Source organism: Centipeda noxia ATCC 43541 (assembly GCF_000160555.1).
In the GTDB taxonomy this organism is placed as follows: domain Bacteria; phylum Bacillota; class Negativicutes; order Selenomonadales; family Selenomonadaceae; genus Centipeda; species Centipeda noxia.
This window is the reverse complement of record NZ_GG749280.1, coordinates 615,297-629,566: the sequence shown is the minus strand read 5'-3', so window position 1 is coordinate 629,566 and position 14,270 is coordinate 615,297. Positions and strand designations below refer to the sequence as shown.

Annotated in this window: 15 protein-coding genes and 13 tRNA genes; 25 read left to right on the top strand and 3 right to left on the bottom strand. The window is 58.4% G+C overall.

Annotated elements, in window-relative coordinates; genetic code table 11:
- Nucleotides 1-3: 3 nt before the first annotated feature.
- From HMPREF7545_RS06985 to HMPREF7545_RS06905, 16 genes are all read left to right on the top strand, one after another.
- Nucleotides 4-79: transfer RNA gene (locus tag HMPREF7545_RS06985), tRNA-Asn, on the top strand.
- 39 nt (nucleotides 80-118) lie between these two features.
- Nucleotides 119-195 (top strand) — tRNA-Gln (locus HMPREF7545_RS06980).
- A 40-nt stretch (nucleotides 196-235) separates the two neighbouring features.
- Nucleotides 236-311 (top strand) — tRNA-Lys (locus tag HMPREF7545_RS06975).
- Between the two features lie 17 nt (nucleotides 312-328).
- Nucleotides 329-404, top strand: a tRNA-Lys gene (locus tag HMPREF7545_RS06970).
- Nucleotides 405-408: 4 nt separating this feature from the next.
- Nucleotides 409-484: transfer RNA gene (locus HMPREF7545_RS06965), tRNA-Val, on the top strand.
- A gap of 42 nt (nucleotides 485-526) precedes the next feature.
- Nucleotides 527-603 (top strand) — tRNA-Asp (locus HMPREF7545_RS06960).
- Between the two features lie 16 nt (nucleotides 604-619).
- Nucleotides 620-695: transfer RNA gene (locus tag HMPREF7545_RS06955), tRNA-Phe, on the top strand.
- A gap of 43 nt (nucleotides 696-738) precedes the next feature.
- A tRNA-Thr gene (locus HMPREF7545_RS06950) sits at nucleotides 739-814 on the top strand.
- Nucleotide 815: 1 nt separating this feature from the next.
- Nucleotides 816-889, top strand: a tRNA-Gly gene (locus HMPREF7545_RS06945).
- A 13-nt stretch (nucleotides 890-902) separates the two neighbouring features.
- Nucleotides 903-989, top strand: a tRNA-Leu gene (locus HMPREF7545_RS06940).
- 23 nt (nucleotides 990-1,012) lie between these two features.
- Nucleotides 1,013-1,098 (top strand) — tRNA-Leu (locus HMPREF7545_RS06935).
- 42 nt (nucleotides 1,099-1,140) lie between these two features.
- Nucleotides 1,141-1,226 (top strand) — tRNA-Leu (locus tag HMPREF7545_RS06930).
- Nucleotides 1,227-1,327: 101 nt separating this feature from the next.
- Nucleotides 1,328-1,413, top strand: a tRNA-Leu gene (locus HMPREF7545_RS06925).
- Between the two features lie 220 nt (nucleotides 1,414-1,633).
- Nucleotides 1,634-1,969 carry a hypothetical protein gene (locus HMPREF7545_RS06920; protein WP_006694994.1) on the top strand — a complete coding sequence of 112 codons (336 nt, stop codon included), beginning with the start codon at nucleotides 1,634-1,636 and terminating at the stop codon, nucleotides 1,967-1,969.
- A 247-nt stretch (nucleotides 1,970-2,216) separates the two neighbouring features.
- Nucleotides 2,217-3,530: a lipase family protein gene (locus HMPREF7545_RS06910; protein ID WP_006694992.1), complete on the top strand. Its 1,314-nt coding sequence runs from the start codon at nucleotides 2,217-2,219 to the stop codon at nucleotides 3,528-3,530.
- 168 nt (nucleotides 3,531-3,698) lie between these two features.
- Nucleotides 3,699-4,370 (top strand): trimeric intracellular cation channel family protein, encoded by a 672-nt coding sequence (locus tag HMPREF7545_RS06905; protein ID WP_006694991.1) that lies wholly within the window; start codon nucleotides 3,699-3,701, stop codon nucleotides 4,368-4,370.
- Nucleotides 4,371-4,481: 111 nt separating this feature from the next.
- Here the strand turns inward: HMPREF7545_RS06905 and HMPREF7545_RS06900 are convergent, their stop codons facing one another.
- Together HMPREF7545_RS06900 and HMPREF7545_RS06895 are read right to left on the bottom strand one after the other, a co-directional pair.
- On the bottom strand, nucleotides 4,482-5,420 hold the full coding sequence (locus tag HMPREF7545_RS06900; protein ID WP_040571262.1) for an LPP20 family lipoprotein: 939 nt from the start codon (nucleotides 5,418-5,420) through the stop codon (nucleotides 4,482-4,484).
- A gap of 122 nt (nucleotides 5,421-5,542) precedes the next feature.
- Nucleotides 5,543-6,310, bottom strand: a complete 768-nt coding sequence (locus HMPREF7545_RS06895) for a hypothetical protein (RefSeq protein ID WP_071585637.1) — start codon at nucleotides 6,308-6,310, stop codon at nucleotides 5,543-5,545.
- A gap of 181 nt (nucleotides 6,311-6,491) precedes the next feature.
- On the opposite strand from HMPREF7545_RS06895, the gene HMPREF7545_RS06890 reads away from it, so the two are divergent.
- On the top strand, nucleotides 6,492-7,214 hold the full coding sequence (locus HMPREF7545_RS06890) for a DUF4198 domain-containing protein (RefSeq protein ID WP_006696030.1): 723 nt from the start codon (nucleotides 6,492-6,494) through the stop codon (nucleotides 7,212-7,214).
- A gap of 53 nt (nucleotides 7,215-7,267) precedes the next feature.
- Here the strand turns inward: HMPREF7545_RS06890 and HMPREF7545_RS06885 are convergent, their stop codons facing one another.
- Nucleotides 7,268-7,528: a hypothetical protein gene (locus HMPREF7545_RS06885; protein ID WP_006694987.1), complete on the bottom strand. Its 261-nt coding sequence runs from the start codon at nucleotides 7,526-7,528 to the stop codon at nucleotides 7,268-7,270.
- A 355-nt stretch (nucleotides 7,529-7,883) separates the two neighbouring features.
- Here HMPREF7545_RS06885 and HMPREF7545_RS06880 point away from each other — a divergent pair, with 355 nt between their 5' ends.
- The 8 genes from HMPREF7545_RS06880 (at nucleotide 7,884) to atpD (ending at nucleotide 14,267) form a co-directional block, all read left to right on the top strand.
- Complete coding sequence (locus tag HMPREF7545_RS06880) at nucleotides 7,884-8,291, top strand: hypothetical protein (RefSeq protein ID WP_006694986.1); 408 nt, start codon at nucleotides 7,884-7,886, stop codon at nucleotides 8,289-8,291.
- A gap of 5 nt (nucleotides 8,292-8,296) precedes the next feature.
- A complete protein-coding gene (atpB, locus tag HMPREF7545_RS06875; RefSeq protein WP_006694985.1) occupies nucleotides 8,297-8,974 on the top strand; it encodes a F0F1 ATP synthase subunit A in 678 nt (225 codons plus the stop codon).
- Nucleotides 8,975-9,051: 77 nt separating this feature from the next.
- Nucleotides 9,052-9,303 (top strand): F0F1 ATP synthase subunit C, encoded by a 252-nt coding sequence (gene atpE / locus HMPREF7545_RS06870; protein ID WP_006694984.1) that lies wholly within the window; start codon nucleotides 9,052-9,054, stop codon nucleotides 9,301-9,303.
- 44 nt (nucleotides 9,304-9,347) lie between these two features.
- The gene (gene atpF, locus HMPREF7545_RS06865) at nucleotides 9,348-9,872 is read left to right on the top strand and encodes a F0F1 ATP synthase subunit B (protein ID WP_006694983.1); all 525 of its coding nucleotides are present in this window, start codon (nucleotides 9,348-9,350) and stop codon (nucleotides 9,870-9,872) included.
- On the top strand, nucleotides 9,866-10,405 hold the full coding sequence (locus tag HMPREF7545_RS06860) for a F0F1 ATP synthase subunit delta (protein WP_006694982.1): 540 nt from the start codon (nucleotides 9,866-9,868) through the stop codon (nucleotides 10,403-10,405). The genes atpF and HMPREF7545_RS06860 overlap by 7 nt, the downstream gene beginning before the upstream one ends.
- 17 nt (nucleotides 10,406-10,422) lie before the next feature.
- Entirely contained in the window at nucleotides 10,423-11,940 is a 1,518-nt protein-coding gene (atpA, locus tag HMPREF7545_RS06855) for a F0F1 ATP synthase subunit alpha (RefSeq protein WP_006694981.1), read from the top strand.
- Between the two features lie 17 nt (nucleotides 11,941-11,957).
- A complete protein-coding gene (gene atpG, locus HMPREF7545_RS06850; protein ID WP_006694980.1) occupies nucleotides 11,958-12,812 on the top strand; it encodes an ATP synthase F1 subunit gamma in 855 nt (284 codons plus the stop codon).
- 42 nt (nucleotides 12,813-12,854) lie between these two features.
- Entirely contained in the window at nucleotides 12,855-14,267 is a 1,413-nt protein-coding gene (gene atpD / locus HMPREF7545_RS06845) for a F0F1 ATP synthase subunit beta (RefSeq protein WP_006694979.1), read from the top strand.
- Nucleotides 14,268-14,270 lie beyond the last annotated feature (3 nt).

The window sequence follows — 14,270 nt, the reverse complement described above, 5'->3', positions numbered from 1 at the left end:
TACTCCTCGATAGCTCAGTCGGTAGAGCGTCTGACTGTTAATCAGAATGTCACTGGTTCGAGTCCAGTTCGAGGAGCCATTTTTGCATTTACAGCAGCGCAGCTGTTTAATGGATAGTTGGGGTATAGCCAAGTCGGTTAAGGCACGGGACTTTGACTCCCGCATCCGTTGGTTCGAATCCAACTACCCCAGCCAATTTATCCTCTTTTTTAGCGGATTACGTGGCGCTGATAAAGGTTCACTAGCTCAGTTGGTAGAGCATCTGACTTTTAATCAGAGGGTCCCGGGTTCGAGTCCCGGGTGAGCCACCACTTTTCTTTTCTATCATGACTCACTAGCTCAACTGGCAGAGCAACTGACTCTTAATCAGTAGGTTCACGGTTCGATTCCGTGGTGGGTCACCATTATGGGCGATTAGCTCAGCTGGGAGAGCGCTTGCCTTACAAGCAAGATGTCGGCAGTTCGATCCTGTCATCGCCCACCATACATACGCACGGAAGCACTGGTGAATTCAGCGATTCCTAACGGCCCGGTAGTTTAGTTGGTTAGAATGCCGCCCTGTCACGGCGGAGGTCGTGGGTTCAAGTCCCATCCGGGTCGCCATTTTGTATTTTATTATGCCTCGGTAGCTCAGTTGGTAGAGCAGGGGACTGAAAATCCCCGTGTCAGTGGTTCGATTCCGCTCTGAGGCACCACTCAGTTTACAGCGTCTGCGGCATGCGCCGCTTGTGCACTGCTGCTGGCGTAGCTCAATCGGTAGAGCAGCTGACTTGTAATCAGCAGGTTGGGGGTTCAAGTCCTCTCGCCAGCTCCACGCGGGTGTAGCTCAATGGTAGAGCCCCAGCCTTCCAAGCTGGTCACGTGGGTTCGATTCCCATCACCCGCTCCATTATTGCCTATGCGCCGGGGTGGCGGAACAGGCAGACGCAGGGGACTTAAAATCCCCCGATCGAAAGATCGTACCGGTTCGATTCCGGTCCTCGGCACCACATATTCACAAACACTTTGTCACGCGGTCGTGGCGGAATTGGCAGACGCGCTACTTTGAGGGGGTAGTGTTCACAAGACGTGTGGGTTCAAGTCCCACCGACCGCACCATCGGTTATCCCCGGGCAGGCAGCCCGACAATTATAGAGTCACGCGGTCGTGGCGGAATGGCAGACGCGCTAGCTTCAGGCGCTAGTGATGGCAACATCGTGGAGGTTCAAGTCCTCTCGACCGCACCATAAGCACAGAAGCGGGCATGTCGGCGTATGAACGACGCACAGGCTCGATGGAATCACGCAGTCAATGACGGCACAGCCATTGTTGACTTCCATAAATATATGCGGTTGTGGCGGAATTGGCAGACGCGCTACTTTGAGGGGGTAGTGTTCACAAGACGTGTGGGTTCAAGTCCCACCAACCGCACCATTTCGGAAAATCGCCGCTGTGGGAGACCACGGCGGTTTTTGTGTATTTTAGCCGTTCCGATGTTCTTCTGAAAGGATCATCAAGAGCGTACCGGACAACGGGACGGGCTCTTGTCGGCCGAAAGAATGTTGAATTTTTAAGTTGACTTTTGTTGCCGGGGGCTTTAGAATGAGCCACCAGTCGCGCTGATTTTATTGTTTTTTGGAAAGGAAAATATGATATGGCAGAACTGCTGAAAAAGACGGAGGTGGAGGCCGAACATCTGGAAAAGGAAGCGGCACAGCTTGGGAAAGGGGCGATGCAAAATAAGATGAAAATTGTCGGGGCGATTGCTTCCGGCTTGTCTATCTGTATGTATGTCTCCTATATTCCGCAAATTATTGGAAATTTGTCCGGTCATCAGGGAGATTGGATCCAGCCGTCGGTTGCGTTCATCAACTGCACGATGTGGGTGGCATACGGATTTTTCCGAGAGCATCGCGAATGGCCGCTTGTTCTCGCGAACCTCCCGGGAATCATCTTTGGACTGACGGCCGCGATTACCGCCCGTATGTAGTCGTATCAACGGTCAGAAACAGGGGACAGCTCATCCGCGTGATGGGCTGTTTTTTTATGCTGCAAGAGAGAGATTTATGGGGGCCCTTTTCCAGAGGCATGACACCCGGACCAAGCGTGTATCTCGAAAAGTGGTATGATATAGGGAACACGTATGGCAAGGCGCAAAAGTTCTGGTCGTTGCCTCTGTATTTTCAAAGAGAAAACGGGTATAATAGAGAGAAAATTTTTGAAAAGGAGATGCGGTGATGCATATCGGGCGGATTTTCTTGTTTCTCTGCATTTTTCTTACGCCCCTGCATGTGATTGCGGCTCCTGCGGATCTCACGTCTTTGCTTTTCGTGAGCGCGGCGGCGTCGGAGGCTGCGTATGCGGGCGAGCTGCCGGAGCTTGTGCGTGCGCGGCTCGCAGCGGCGGGCTGGCGGATCGAAGGATATGAGACGCCGGGACACGGCGGGACGGTCGGGCGGTTCTTCCATATGGTGCGGACGGCATCGGACGGGACGGATGTTCATTTCATCGCCTTCCCGGGCACGGAGCGCGGGAGCGATGTGTGGACGGATCTGCGCCTCGGGCGGGCGGTGTTCGGCGGGAGCAGTCCGAGTGAGTTTCTGGAGATGCGGAATGAGTCTGCTGCGGAGCGCAAGGATATGCCGCTGGTGCACCGCGGTTTTCTGGACTACTGCCAAGCAGCGCTGTTTACAGATGCTCTGCCCGCCTATGGGAACCGTACGGCCGGTGAGGCGATTGCGGAAGATCTGCGCGGACATCCCGGAACAAAACTCTATCTCGCAGGGCACAGTCTCGGCGGAGCGGCTGCGATCCTCGCTGCAGCGCGGCTTGCGGATATGGGGGTGCCTGCGGAGCAACTGATTGTAACGACGTTCGGTTCGCCTGCGGTAGGGAATGCGGCATTTGTGCGCACCTATGAGGGGAAATTTACGCTGTATCGCGTGGTGATGAGCGGCGATCCGATGAAGAATCTCCTGGCTGCGCCGCTGGGCTTTCGTCAGTTCGGTGAGCGGATCGCGTGGACGCCTGCGCGGAGTGTTGCAGCGTTCCCTCATGCGATGACGGTCTATGTGGATGCGGCGATTCGCCAGCTCTATGATGCGTATGGAGGCGACAGTGCGTTCCTCTTCCTCATGGGGCAGCCGAATCGTGCGGAGGGGCGCACGGTCTATGTGGCGCCGATCGAGGCGGCGCTCGATGATTCCCTGGCAGAAGATGCGCCCTATATGAAGGCGGTTCTGCGCGATGCTCTGCATGTGCGCAATGCATCCGTCGTGTTCGCGGCGGGCGGCGGCGGGTTGTCGGAGAATGGCCTGCTGAGCGGACTGCATGCCCACCTTTCGGCGGCACGCGAGGCCGGAGCGGAGCAGATGGTGGCCTATCGGATTGCCGGGGCAAAGGTGCGTGATACGCGCGAGACATATCGGCTGACGCTGGAGCGCGCGGTCTACGATATGGAGGGCAATCTCGTTGCGGCGGGTTCGCACTCGGCGACGACGGGGGAACTGACGCCGATCGAGACGGTGCTCTATTTGTTCGCGCAGGACTGACGATCAGATGGGACCTCTTTTCCTCCCGATCTGTGTCAACAAGTTCTCCGCATAGGTTCCGCTGTGTATTCGGGTTGTTTCCTTGGCAGGACGAAACATCTGCGCCAATCGGAACAGAATCATTGCAACGGTAAGTGCTGTCAATACGATTTAAGGAAGGAAGAAACTATGCTTGCGGAGGATCTTTGGCGGCTGTTTGACATCATTGGGACGCTTGCCTTTGCCGTGTCGGGAACACTGGTCGGGATCTCGCGCCGCATGGATATCTTCGGCATCTCGGTGCTGGCACTCGCGACGGCGGTGGGCGGCGGCATGGTGCGTGATATGCTCGTCGGCATTACGCCGCCGATGGCGCTGCGCAACACGACGAATTTTCTCCTGTCGGTGGGTGTGGCACTCTTGACTTCTCTGCTCTATCAGCGGACGGCACTGCACCATATGCGCCGCAGGCGCCTTCTGACGATGTTCAATGTGTCGGATACGATCGGGCTGGCCGCCTTTACGATTACGGGGGCGCTGACGGGTGTGCGCTTTGGCGGGGATGACAGCTATGTCCTGCCGGTTTTGCTTGCGGCGACGACGGCGGTCGGGGGCGGCATGATCCGCGATGTGCTCGCGCAGCGCATGCCCGTTGTGCTCTACGCCGAGGTCTATGCGGCAGCGTCGCTCGCCGGGGCGTTCGTGTTCTGCATGCTGCGCTTTACGCTCGGCGTGGAGGCGGACTCGTGGCTCGCGTTCACTCTCGTACTGCTCATCCGATTCGCTGCGATCCGCTGGAACTGGAGTCTCTACCATCCGCGCCCGCCGAGGCGCCGTCATGACGGAAAAGCGGAGAAATAGCGGGGCGCTTTGCAGCACAAAAACCCATGCGCATATGATATTTGTCATAAAGCGCATGGGTTTTTTGCGTTAGAGTATCAGTAAAAGGGAATGCTTTGGAAGGATGCCGCCTCAGCGAATGAAGACGACGTTGGTCGCGTCGAGGAAGCCGGTTGCGCCGTTCTCGATGAGGACGCGGCGTGCATCCTCGGCAGAGAGAACCGGATTGGCGCCGCCGTCGACGCCGATGGCGCGGATGCGCAGCGGATTGCTGCCGGCGCGTGTTGCGTCGGACTCATTGCGGACGTAGGCCGCCATGCCGTTTGCGACGACCTTGTCGCTGTCGAGGTTCTTGTAGCCGTAGATCGGGCGGCCGTTTTCCGCCTTTACGACCGGGCTCATGACGGGACGCAGGCCCATGCCGCGGCAGTCGATGATGACGCCCGTGTAGCCGCCGACCGCACGGCCGGACGGTGCGCTGTCGGCAGAGCTGGTGGAGGGGCTGCGGCGCGCAGGTGCGGCGGGGGTTGTGCGGCCCCAGTCATGGCTGCGGTCCCAGCGGTCATAGGTGCCGTAGCCCGTCGTATCATAGTCGCGGGAACGGTAGGGATCGTAGACGCTGTCGGGGCTGGCCCAGCGCTCGCGCGTCGTGTTCGGGGTAAAGACGGAGCCTGCAAGTGAGCTGACGCCGAACACCGGGACCTCGAGGGTGACCGTGTAGGCGCCGTCGCGCAGCGCCTTCTCCTCGACGATGCGCGCGCCGCGGACGACTGCGCTGACGTGGGTGCGGACGGTGTCGTTCGTGACCATCATGTTCTCCACCGTCGTAGAGGCGTCAACGTCCACGCCGCGGATCTGCTCCGCAAGCTGGCGATAGGCGTCGGCGATGGCGGCACGGCGTGCGAGTGCACGTGCCTGTGCAGCGCTGACGGTGTTCGGCGGCGCAATGCCCGTGCCCTCCGCGCGGATGCGCCCGCCGTCCCAGTCCGTCGCTGCCTCGGCTGCGGGCAGCGAGAACACTGCGAGCGCGAGCACAAGCACGCCGGCAACAATGGATTTTGCAAAATGCATAAATCTTCCTCCTTGAGTCTGTGATTTTATGAGAGATCTTTCTAGATGGAATATCGCAGAGAAAGGATAGAAGATCATGAAACGGGGGTTAGTATTTCGTGAGATTGCGCGCAAGGAGATCCTTATTTGCCTGCGGGGATTTCTGCCGGCACCGCCGTTTGGAGCATGTGCTGTGCGAGCGCATATTCGCGGTCGCCCTCGGTCAGCGGCGTGCCGTTCGCAGCGGCGATGATGTTCAACGACTCCGCTGTTGACTTTGCATGGCTGAGATCGGGCAGCTGTGCGCCGCTGATCCGCATGAGCGGGTGGTCGTCGGCGTCGTAGATGAAGAAATTGAAGTCATTCGCGAATGATTTCGTAGCATCTTTCTTGTGAACGATCTCAAACGCAAGTGACATGACGACCTGTTTCCCATTGGACAAATGGTATCGTTTGGCATTGCGGCTGTCTACGGTGCGAAACCAACGTATGGGGTATCCCGTTCGGATGGTGCTCTCGGAACGCGCCTCTCTTCCCTCGGTGACGACGAGCTGCAGGTTCGGCAGCCCAAGCATGCCGCCGAATATTTCGCTCAGCATCGTCATGGGCTGGTCGACGGGCGGGAGCTTGTCGAGGGGGAGGTCTTTATATAATGCATTATCTTTTGTAATCGCTCTGCATTCATCGACCGAAAGGGGGACTTTTTTGGCATTTTCTGCCTCGGCATCAATATGCCGCCAGAGTGCTGCTTCTGCCTCCTCCCGGGAATTATACTCCTCTATGGTGACCCCGTCATTGGCGGCGGATGTGTCCGGCCCCGTCCCTACGCCATAACCAGTCTTTGCACTTGCCGTAGACGCAAGGCATAGGAACAAAGCGGCGGCGACAGCCGTGCGGGTGCGTGCATTCATATACGTTCCTCCAATCTGTCTCATGCCGCTTATTATAGCAGAGCCGGCGGAAGAATAACAGGAGGTATGAGAGAATTTCAGAAATAAGATTGCAAATAGAAAATGTTTATACTATAATAAAAAACATATGGCGGGGAATGAGATCCCGCTGAAATTTTTGTTTTCGATGGGAGGATATCCGATGAAGAAAAAGTTTATGGCAGCTCTGCTCGGTGCAGCGATGGGACTCGGCATGTATGCGGCTCCTGCGGATGCGCATGGGGTCTTCTATGCAAACCGTGTCGACACGAAGGCGCTCGTGCTGGGCGAGGGTCCGCTCGACAATGCGTATGATCCGGCGTGTGTGCAGCGCATCGATGCCTACGATGTGAACTTCCAGCCGACGACGGTCGAGCGCGTGAACGGCGAGAAGAATATTACGATCGTGCCCGGCGATGATCTCGGCGTGACGGCGACGTTCTTCGACTACGGTTATTTTGCAAAGACGACGGACGGCAAGGTCATCCCGACCCGCGACTACTCGAACATCGAGAATCTCGTATCGGTGACCTATGCGTACAAGTACAACGTGCACTATTGGAGCCCGAATGTAAAGCCAGCGGGGATCTATAACGTTCCCATCCAGATCGTGCCGGCGGTGAATCCGCTGACGCTGCGCCGCGGCGATACGCTCCAGCTGCGCATCTACAAGGACGGCGCGCCCTATGCGAACGCGCCCGTGATCGCGGACGTGCTGGGCGATCTCACGACAGAGACGCAGGCGGACGCGAACGGCTACGTCTCCGTGCGCATTGCAAACAACGGACTCAACGTCATCGGTGTCGAGGTCGGCTTCCCGACGGATACCCCGAACGTGACGAAGAAAATCTTCAGCTCTCTCTCGTTCATCATCCCGGCAGAGTAAAAAGAACTGCCATTGAAGAACGCGCAGCTGCGTGAGCAGCTGCGCGTTTTGTTTTATACAATATGATATTTTTTCCACGGGATCTGGTCGAGGCGGACGCTGCGGAGAAAGTCAGCGATGTCCTTGCGGCCGTAGTACTGCGGATGGCCGTCCGGCGTGAGGCTCATGAGGATGATGGGCATGCCGGGGAAAAAGCGCATGAGCGCTCTTCTTGTCTGCGTGGATTTGATGGTGTAGCGCGTGACGCTCGGATCGACGTGGATGACGGCAAAGGTCACGCCCTTCTCGATGATGACGGCGCCTTCGATGGTCATGCGATTCCCCCTCTCTGCGTTCCGCCTATTTTAACAGACGCGTCGGCCCAATACAATAATAAATTGAGCGGACCGATTAAAATAAGGTTGCGGAAAGAGAGAAAACCCCGTATAATAAATACAGCAGCGGAAATCGCGCGAGCGAACCCCGCTGCACCCGATGTCCTATTGACGGAAGATTTGAATAAGTTCTCCACGTATAATGTATACATTTGTGGAAGGATTTTTAATTTTTTTGTCGAATGGTCTAAGGGTACTGATATTCAACGATGACTGCGTCTGCGGCGTCCGACTCGGTGCTTTTTTATGTGCCGGGCCGGTTTTCTTACGTCTCGGAGGAGGTCGGAGGAGGAATATGAGCAGGTTTTTATCGGGGTATCTCAGGCAGATCGGCTGGTCGTTCGCTGCTGCGGCGCTGCTCGGCGGCGTGCTGCTCCTCGTCATGGGGGAGCTGGCGCGCATCGGGGCGCTGCTGGCGGGTGCGGCTGCGGCGGCGCTGTACTTTTGGCAGCTGGCGCAGCGTCTCCTGCGCGCCTCGCGCGGCACTGCTGCGGCAGGGCGCGTGCAGGTGCAGCTCGGCCTCGTGTTGATGCTGGCGCTGATCTTCGCGGTCCTCTGGGCGGCGAGCACGATGGGCGCACAGCATTTCTACGCGGCGGTCGGCGGGTTTTTCCTGCTGCACGCGGTGATGATGACGCAGCTGATTGTCCGCGAGATGCGTTCCGATAAGCAGCACACTGGGGATTCACCCCAAGGGAGGTAGAGGTTATGCACGAAATTGGTGTTCGCGAGGCCGTGCAGATCGCCGGATTTACCTTCAATTCGCAAACGCTTGTGATGACGTGGATCTCGATGGTTGTCGTCCTTTTCATCGGCTGGTTGGCAGTGCGCAATCTAAAAATTGTGCCCACATCCAACTGGCAAGTGATGTTGGAAATGATCATTGACTCGCTGCACGAACAGGCGGAGGAGAGCATGGGAGCGCGCGGACGGGGATTCCTGTCCATGCTGATTGTGTCCTTGTTTCTGTTTCTCCTCGTATCGAATTGGATCGGTCTGATCCCGACGATGGCATCGCCGACAAACGATCTGAACACCACACTGGGACTGGCACTGCTGGTCATCGTGATGACGCATGTTCTTGGACTGTATGTGAAGGGAATGCACTATATAGCGCATTTCTTCCAGCCATTTGCACCGTTCGTCATCATCAACATTGTCGAGGAGCTCGCAAAGCCGATCACGCTCTCGTTCCGTCTATTTGGCAATATCTTGGCGGGCGAGATTTTGATTCACATCCTGTTGCTCCTGCTCGGGAACTATTCCACTGTTCCGTCGGTGATCTGGATCGCGTTCAGTATCTTCATCGGCGGTGTGCAGGCCTTTATCTTCACGATGCTGTCCACGGCATACATTGGAAGCGCGATTAAGACAGAGGATCACTAAGGCCGGATTGCTTTCTGTGCGGATCGTTCCGCATTGCTTTTAAAGAATGAGGTTCACTTTCTAAGGAGGATTTTTTCATGGAAAACGCGATTATGGTAGCAGCTGCTCTGATTGGTGCGGGTATTACGGCAGGTCTTGCCGCGGTTGGCGCCGCGATCGGCGACGGTCTTGTTACGAGCCGCTTCATCGAGGGCCTGGCGCGTCAGCCGGAGGCGAGAGGAACGCTGTTCACGAACACGCTGATCTCGGTCGGTCTGATCGAGGCTCTTGCCATCATTGCTGTTGTTGTCGCGCTGCTCATGCTCTACGCAAATCCGCTGATTCACTAAGAGTCTCTTTGAATCGCACGGATTTTGCAAAGGGGGCATAGGAATTGATCGAAACCATTCAAGGTATTATCGATCTCAACAGCACGCTGCCCATCCAGATTATCAACTTTTTGATTCTCGTCGCACTCCTGCGCGCGGTGGCCTATAAGCCGGTCGTCCGCATGATGGAGGAGCGCAAGGCGAAGATCGCCGAGAGCATCGAAAAGGCGGACGCGGATGCAGCTGCGGCCGCGGCAACACTGGACGAGTACAAGGCGCAGCTTGCCGAGGCGCGCGTGAAGGCGCAGGAGATCGTCGATCTCGCGGAAAAACGCGCATCGGAAGAGCGTGCGGCGAGCATTCAGGCGACAAAGCTTGAGATCGAACAGATGAAAAAGTCGGCGCAGGAGCAGATGGAGCAGGAACGTGCCCATGCGGTCGAACAGCTCAAAGGCGAGGTGGTCACCGTTGCACTCGAGGCGGCCGGCAAGATCATCCAGAAGAATCTGACGGCAGCGGACAACGATGCCATCATTGGCGAGTTTATCGCAAAGCTCGATGCGGATAAGATTGGTGATGCGACATGCTGAACATGGAGCTTGGACGCAAATACGCCAAGGCGATCTTTGAGCTTGCCTGCGAGGACGACAAGCTGAAGGAGTACGGAGCTGATCTCGCGAAGGTACAACAGCTCTATACGCAGTGCCCGGAGCTGAAGGCGTATCTGTGCAACCCGAATATCCAGCCGGAGGAAAAGAAGAGCCTCCTGCGCGAGGTCTTTGAGGGCGGCGTTCAGGAGATGGTGCTGAACTTCCTCCTGCTGCTGATTGACAAGCGCCGCATGCAGGTGTTCGAGGCAATCAACGAGATCTTTATCGAGCTCTCGAACGAGAAACTCGGCATTGCCGTGGCGGACGTCACGACAGTGGAGCAGCTCTCGGCAGCGCAGCTGCAGGAGCTGCGGGAGAAACTCGAGAGCGTCACGGGCAAGCAGATATCCCTGCGCGAGCATCGCGACCCCTCGCTCATCGGCGGCGTGGTGGTACGCATCGGCGACCGCCGTATCGACGGCAGCGTCAAGGGGCGTCTTGCGGCAATGACGGCACAGCTAATGGCGAACTAGCGGGGTGACAGCGAAATATGAAAATGAATCCGGAAGAAATTACTTCCATAATTAAGGAACGAATCAAGAACTACGACGTTGATCTGAACGTCAACGATGTCGGCACGGTTCTTGAGGTCGGCGACGGCATTGCCCATATCTATGGGCTGGAGAAGGCGATGGCCGGCGAGCTGCTGGACTTCGGAAATGATGTCTACGGACTCGTTCTGAACCTCGAGCAGGAGAGCGTCGGCGCCGTGCTTCTCGGCGGCGACACCGAGATCAAGGAAGGCGATACCGTCAAGCGTACGGGCCGCATCATGCAGGTCCCTGTGGGCGAGGCGATGATCGGCCGCGTCGTGGATGCGCTTGGCCGCCCCATCGACGGCAAGGGGCCCATCGACACGACGGAGTTCCGTCCGGTCGAGTCGCCGGCGCCCGGCATTGCCGACCGCAAGAGCGTTCATGAGCCGCTTCAGACCGGCCTGAAGGCAATCGACGCCCTCGTTCCGATCGGGCGCGGGCAGCGCGAGCTGATCATCGGCGACCGCGGCACGGGAAAGACGGCCATCGCCGTCGATACGATTCTGAACCAGAAGGGCCAGAACTGTATCTGCGTCTATGTCGCGATCGGTCAGAAGGCATCGACGGTCGCGCGCGTCGTCAAGACGCTCGAGGACGGCGGTGCGATGGCGTACACGATCGTTGTTGCCGCAACGGCAGCAGACTCTGCGCCGCTCCAGTACCTCGCACCGTATGCGGGCGTTGCGATGGCAGAGTACTTCATGTATAAGGGCGGTCATGCGCTGTGCGTCTACGACGACCTCTCCAAGCACGCGGCAGCCTACCGCGCGATGTCGCTGCTGCTGCGCCGTCCGCCCGGACGCGAGGCATACCCCGGCGACGTGTTCTACTTACACTCCCGCCTCCTCGAGCGTGCGGCAAAACTCTCCGATGCGCTCGGCGCAGGCTCCATTACGGCGCTGCCGATCATCGAGACCCTCGCGGGCGACCTCTCGGCGTACATCCCGACGAACGTCATCTCGATCACAGACGGCCAGATCATGCTGGATACCGACGCATTCTACTCGGGCATCCGCCCGGCGATCAACGTCGGCCTCTCGGTCTCCCGTGTCGGCGGCTCCGCACAGATCAAGGCGATGAAGCAGGTCGCAGGCACGATGCGTCTCGATCTCGCGCAGTACCGCGAGCTCGCGGCGTTTGCCCAGTTCGGCTCGGATCTCGACAAGGCGACGAAGGCGCAGCTTGACCGCGGCGCGCGCATGGTCGAGACGCTGAAACAGGCGCAGTACAGCCCGCTTTCCGTTGCCGAGCAGGTGCTCGTCATCTTCACGGCGGTGCGCGGACATCTGGCGGATATCCCCGTGGACAAGGTCGTCTTGTTCCATACGGACTTCCTGAAGTTCATGCGCACCTCGCATCCGGAGATTGCCGCGGCGATCACGGAGATGCAGAAGCTGGATGATCCGCTCGAGGCAGATCTCACGAAGGCGATCGAGGAGTTCAAGGACACCATCTCCTACAAAGAATCGTAAGGAGAGAGGTGACATAAATGGCCAATTTACAGGATATTCGGCGCCGCATCCGCAGCGTCAAGAGCATCCAGCAGATCACGAACGCCATGGACATGGTCGCGACCTCGCGTCTGCGCCGTGCCAAGGAGGCCGCGAACAACAACCGTCCCTATGCCGAAAAGACTGCTGAGGTCATCCGGAGCGTGGCGGCGGTTGCCACGGATGTCACGCATCCGCTGCTCGAGCAGCATGCAGAGGGCAAACGTCTCATTCTTGTGATGGCGGCGGATAAGGGCCTCGCAGGCGCATACTCGAGCAATGCCCTCAAGATGGCGATGACCCTCGTCGAGGACAAGGCGAATACCGAGATCATTGCCGTCGGACGCAAGGCGCGCGACTTCTTCAAGAACCGCGCCTTTCACATCATCAGCGAACGCGTCGGCATCAGCGAACGCCCGCAGGCGGTGCACGCACAGAAACTCGCAGCAGCCGTCATCGAGGCATTCGAGGCGGGCGGCATAAAGGAAGTCTACATGGTCTACACGCGCTTTGTGTCGGCCATTACCTGTGTGCCCGAGATCATCAAACTTCTCCCGTTTGAAGCACCGGAGGAGGGAGACGGTCATCACATACAGACACAATACATCTATGAGCCGAATGCCGAGGAGGTGCTCGGGGCACTGCTGCCGCAGTACCTGTTCACCACCATCTATGCGGCGCTCCTCCAGTCGGCGGCGAGCGAGCTGAGCTCACGCATGAATGCAATGAGCAATGCGACCGACAACGCCGGGGAACTCATCGGAAAGCTCGACCTCTACTACAACAAGGTACGTCAGGCGGGCATTACGAACGAGATCAACGAGATCGTCGGCGGCGCCGAGGCACTCAAGTGACATCCGTGTGCGCAGTGCGCATGGAGGTAAGGAGGTTTTCCATTGGCAAAAGGTAAAGTCGTACAGGTCATCGGACCTGTCGTAGATATTGAGTTTCCGGCGGGGGAACTGCCGGAGATCCTAAACGCCATCAAGATCACGGGCAAGGCCGCCGACCGCGAGGTAAATCTCACGGTCGAGGTCATGCAGCATCTCGGCGACAGCATCACGCGATGCATCGCCATGAGCTCCACCGACGGTCTGATGCGCGGCATGGAGGCGGACGATACGGGCGCCCCGATCATGGTTCCCGTCGGCGAGGCGACCCTCGGACGCGTCTTCAACGTCCTCGGCGAGCCGGTTGACCACAACCCCGCCCCGGTCGGCAACAAGGAGAGCTGGCCGATCCACCGCCCCGCGCCGAAGTTCGACAACCAGGAGACATCGACGCAGATTCTCGAGACGGGCATCAAGGTCGTTGACCTGATCGCACCGTACTCCCGCGGCGGAAAGATCGGCCTCTTCGGCGGCGCGGGCGTCGGCAAGACGGTTCTGATCATGGAGCTCATCCACAACATTGCGACCGAGCACGGCGGCTACTCCGTCTTTGCCGGCGTCGGCGAGCGTACCCGCGAGGGCAACGACCTCTGGTCCGAGATGACTGAGTCGGGCGTTATCGACAAGACGGCGCTTGTCTACGGGCAGATGAACGAGCCGCCGGGCGCGCGTATGCGCGTCGGTCTTACGGGCCTCACGATGGCGGAGTATTTCCGCGACGTGCAGGGCCAGGACGTGCTGCTCTTCATCGACAACATCTTCCGTTTCATCCAGGCGGGCTCCGAGGTTTCGGCTCTGCTCGGACGCATGCCGTCCGCCGTCGGCTACCAGCCGACGCTGACGACGGACGTCGGCGCGCTCCAGGAGCGCATCACGTCCACGAAAAAGGGATCGATCACGTCCGTGCAGGCGGTCTACGTCCCGGCGGACGACCTCACCGACCCTGCGCCGGCGGCAACATTTACCCATCTCGACGCGACGACGGTTCTTTCCCGTCAGATCGCCGAGCTCGGCATCTATCCTGCCGTCGATCCGCTCGACTCCACCTCGCGTATCCTCGACCCGCTCGTCATCGGGCAGGAGCACTACGAGGTCGCGCGCGGCGTGCAGGCGGTGCTCCAGAAGTACAAGGAACTGCAGGACATCATCGCCATCCTCGGTATGGAGGAGCTCTCCGACGAGGATAAGCTGACCGTCTCGCGCGCGCGCAAGATCCAGCGCTTCCTCTCGCAGCCGTTCGCGGTCGCAGAGGTCTTTACGGGCTCGCCCGGCAAATACGTCGCGCTCAAGGATACGATCCGCGGGTTCCGCGAGATCCTCGACGGCAAGTATGACGATCTCCCCGAGGCGGCCTTCTACATGGTCGGCGGCATCGACGAGGCGATCGAAAAGGCGAAGAAGCTCAAAGAGGAGGAATAACGG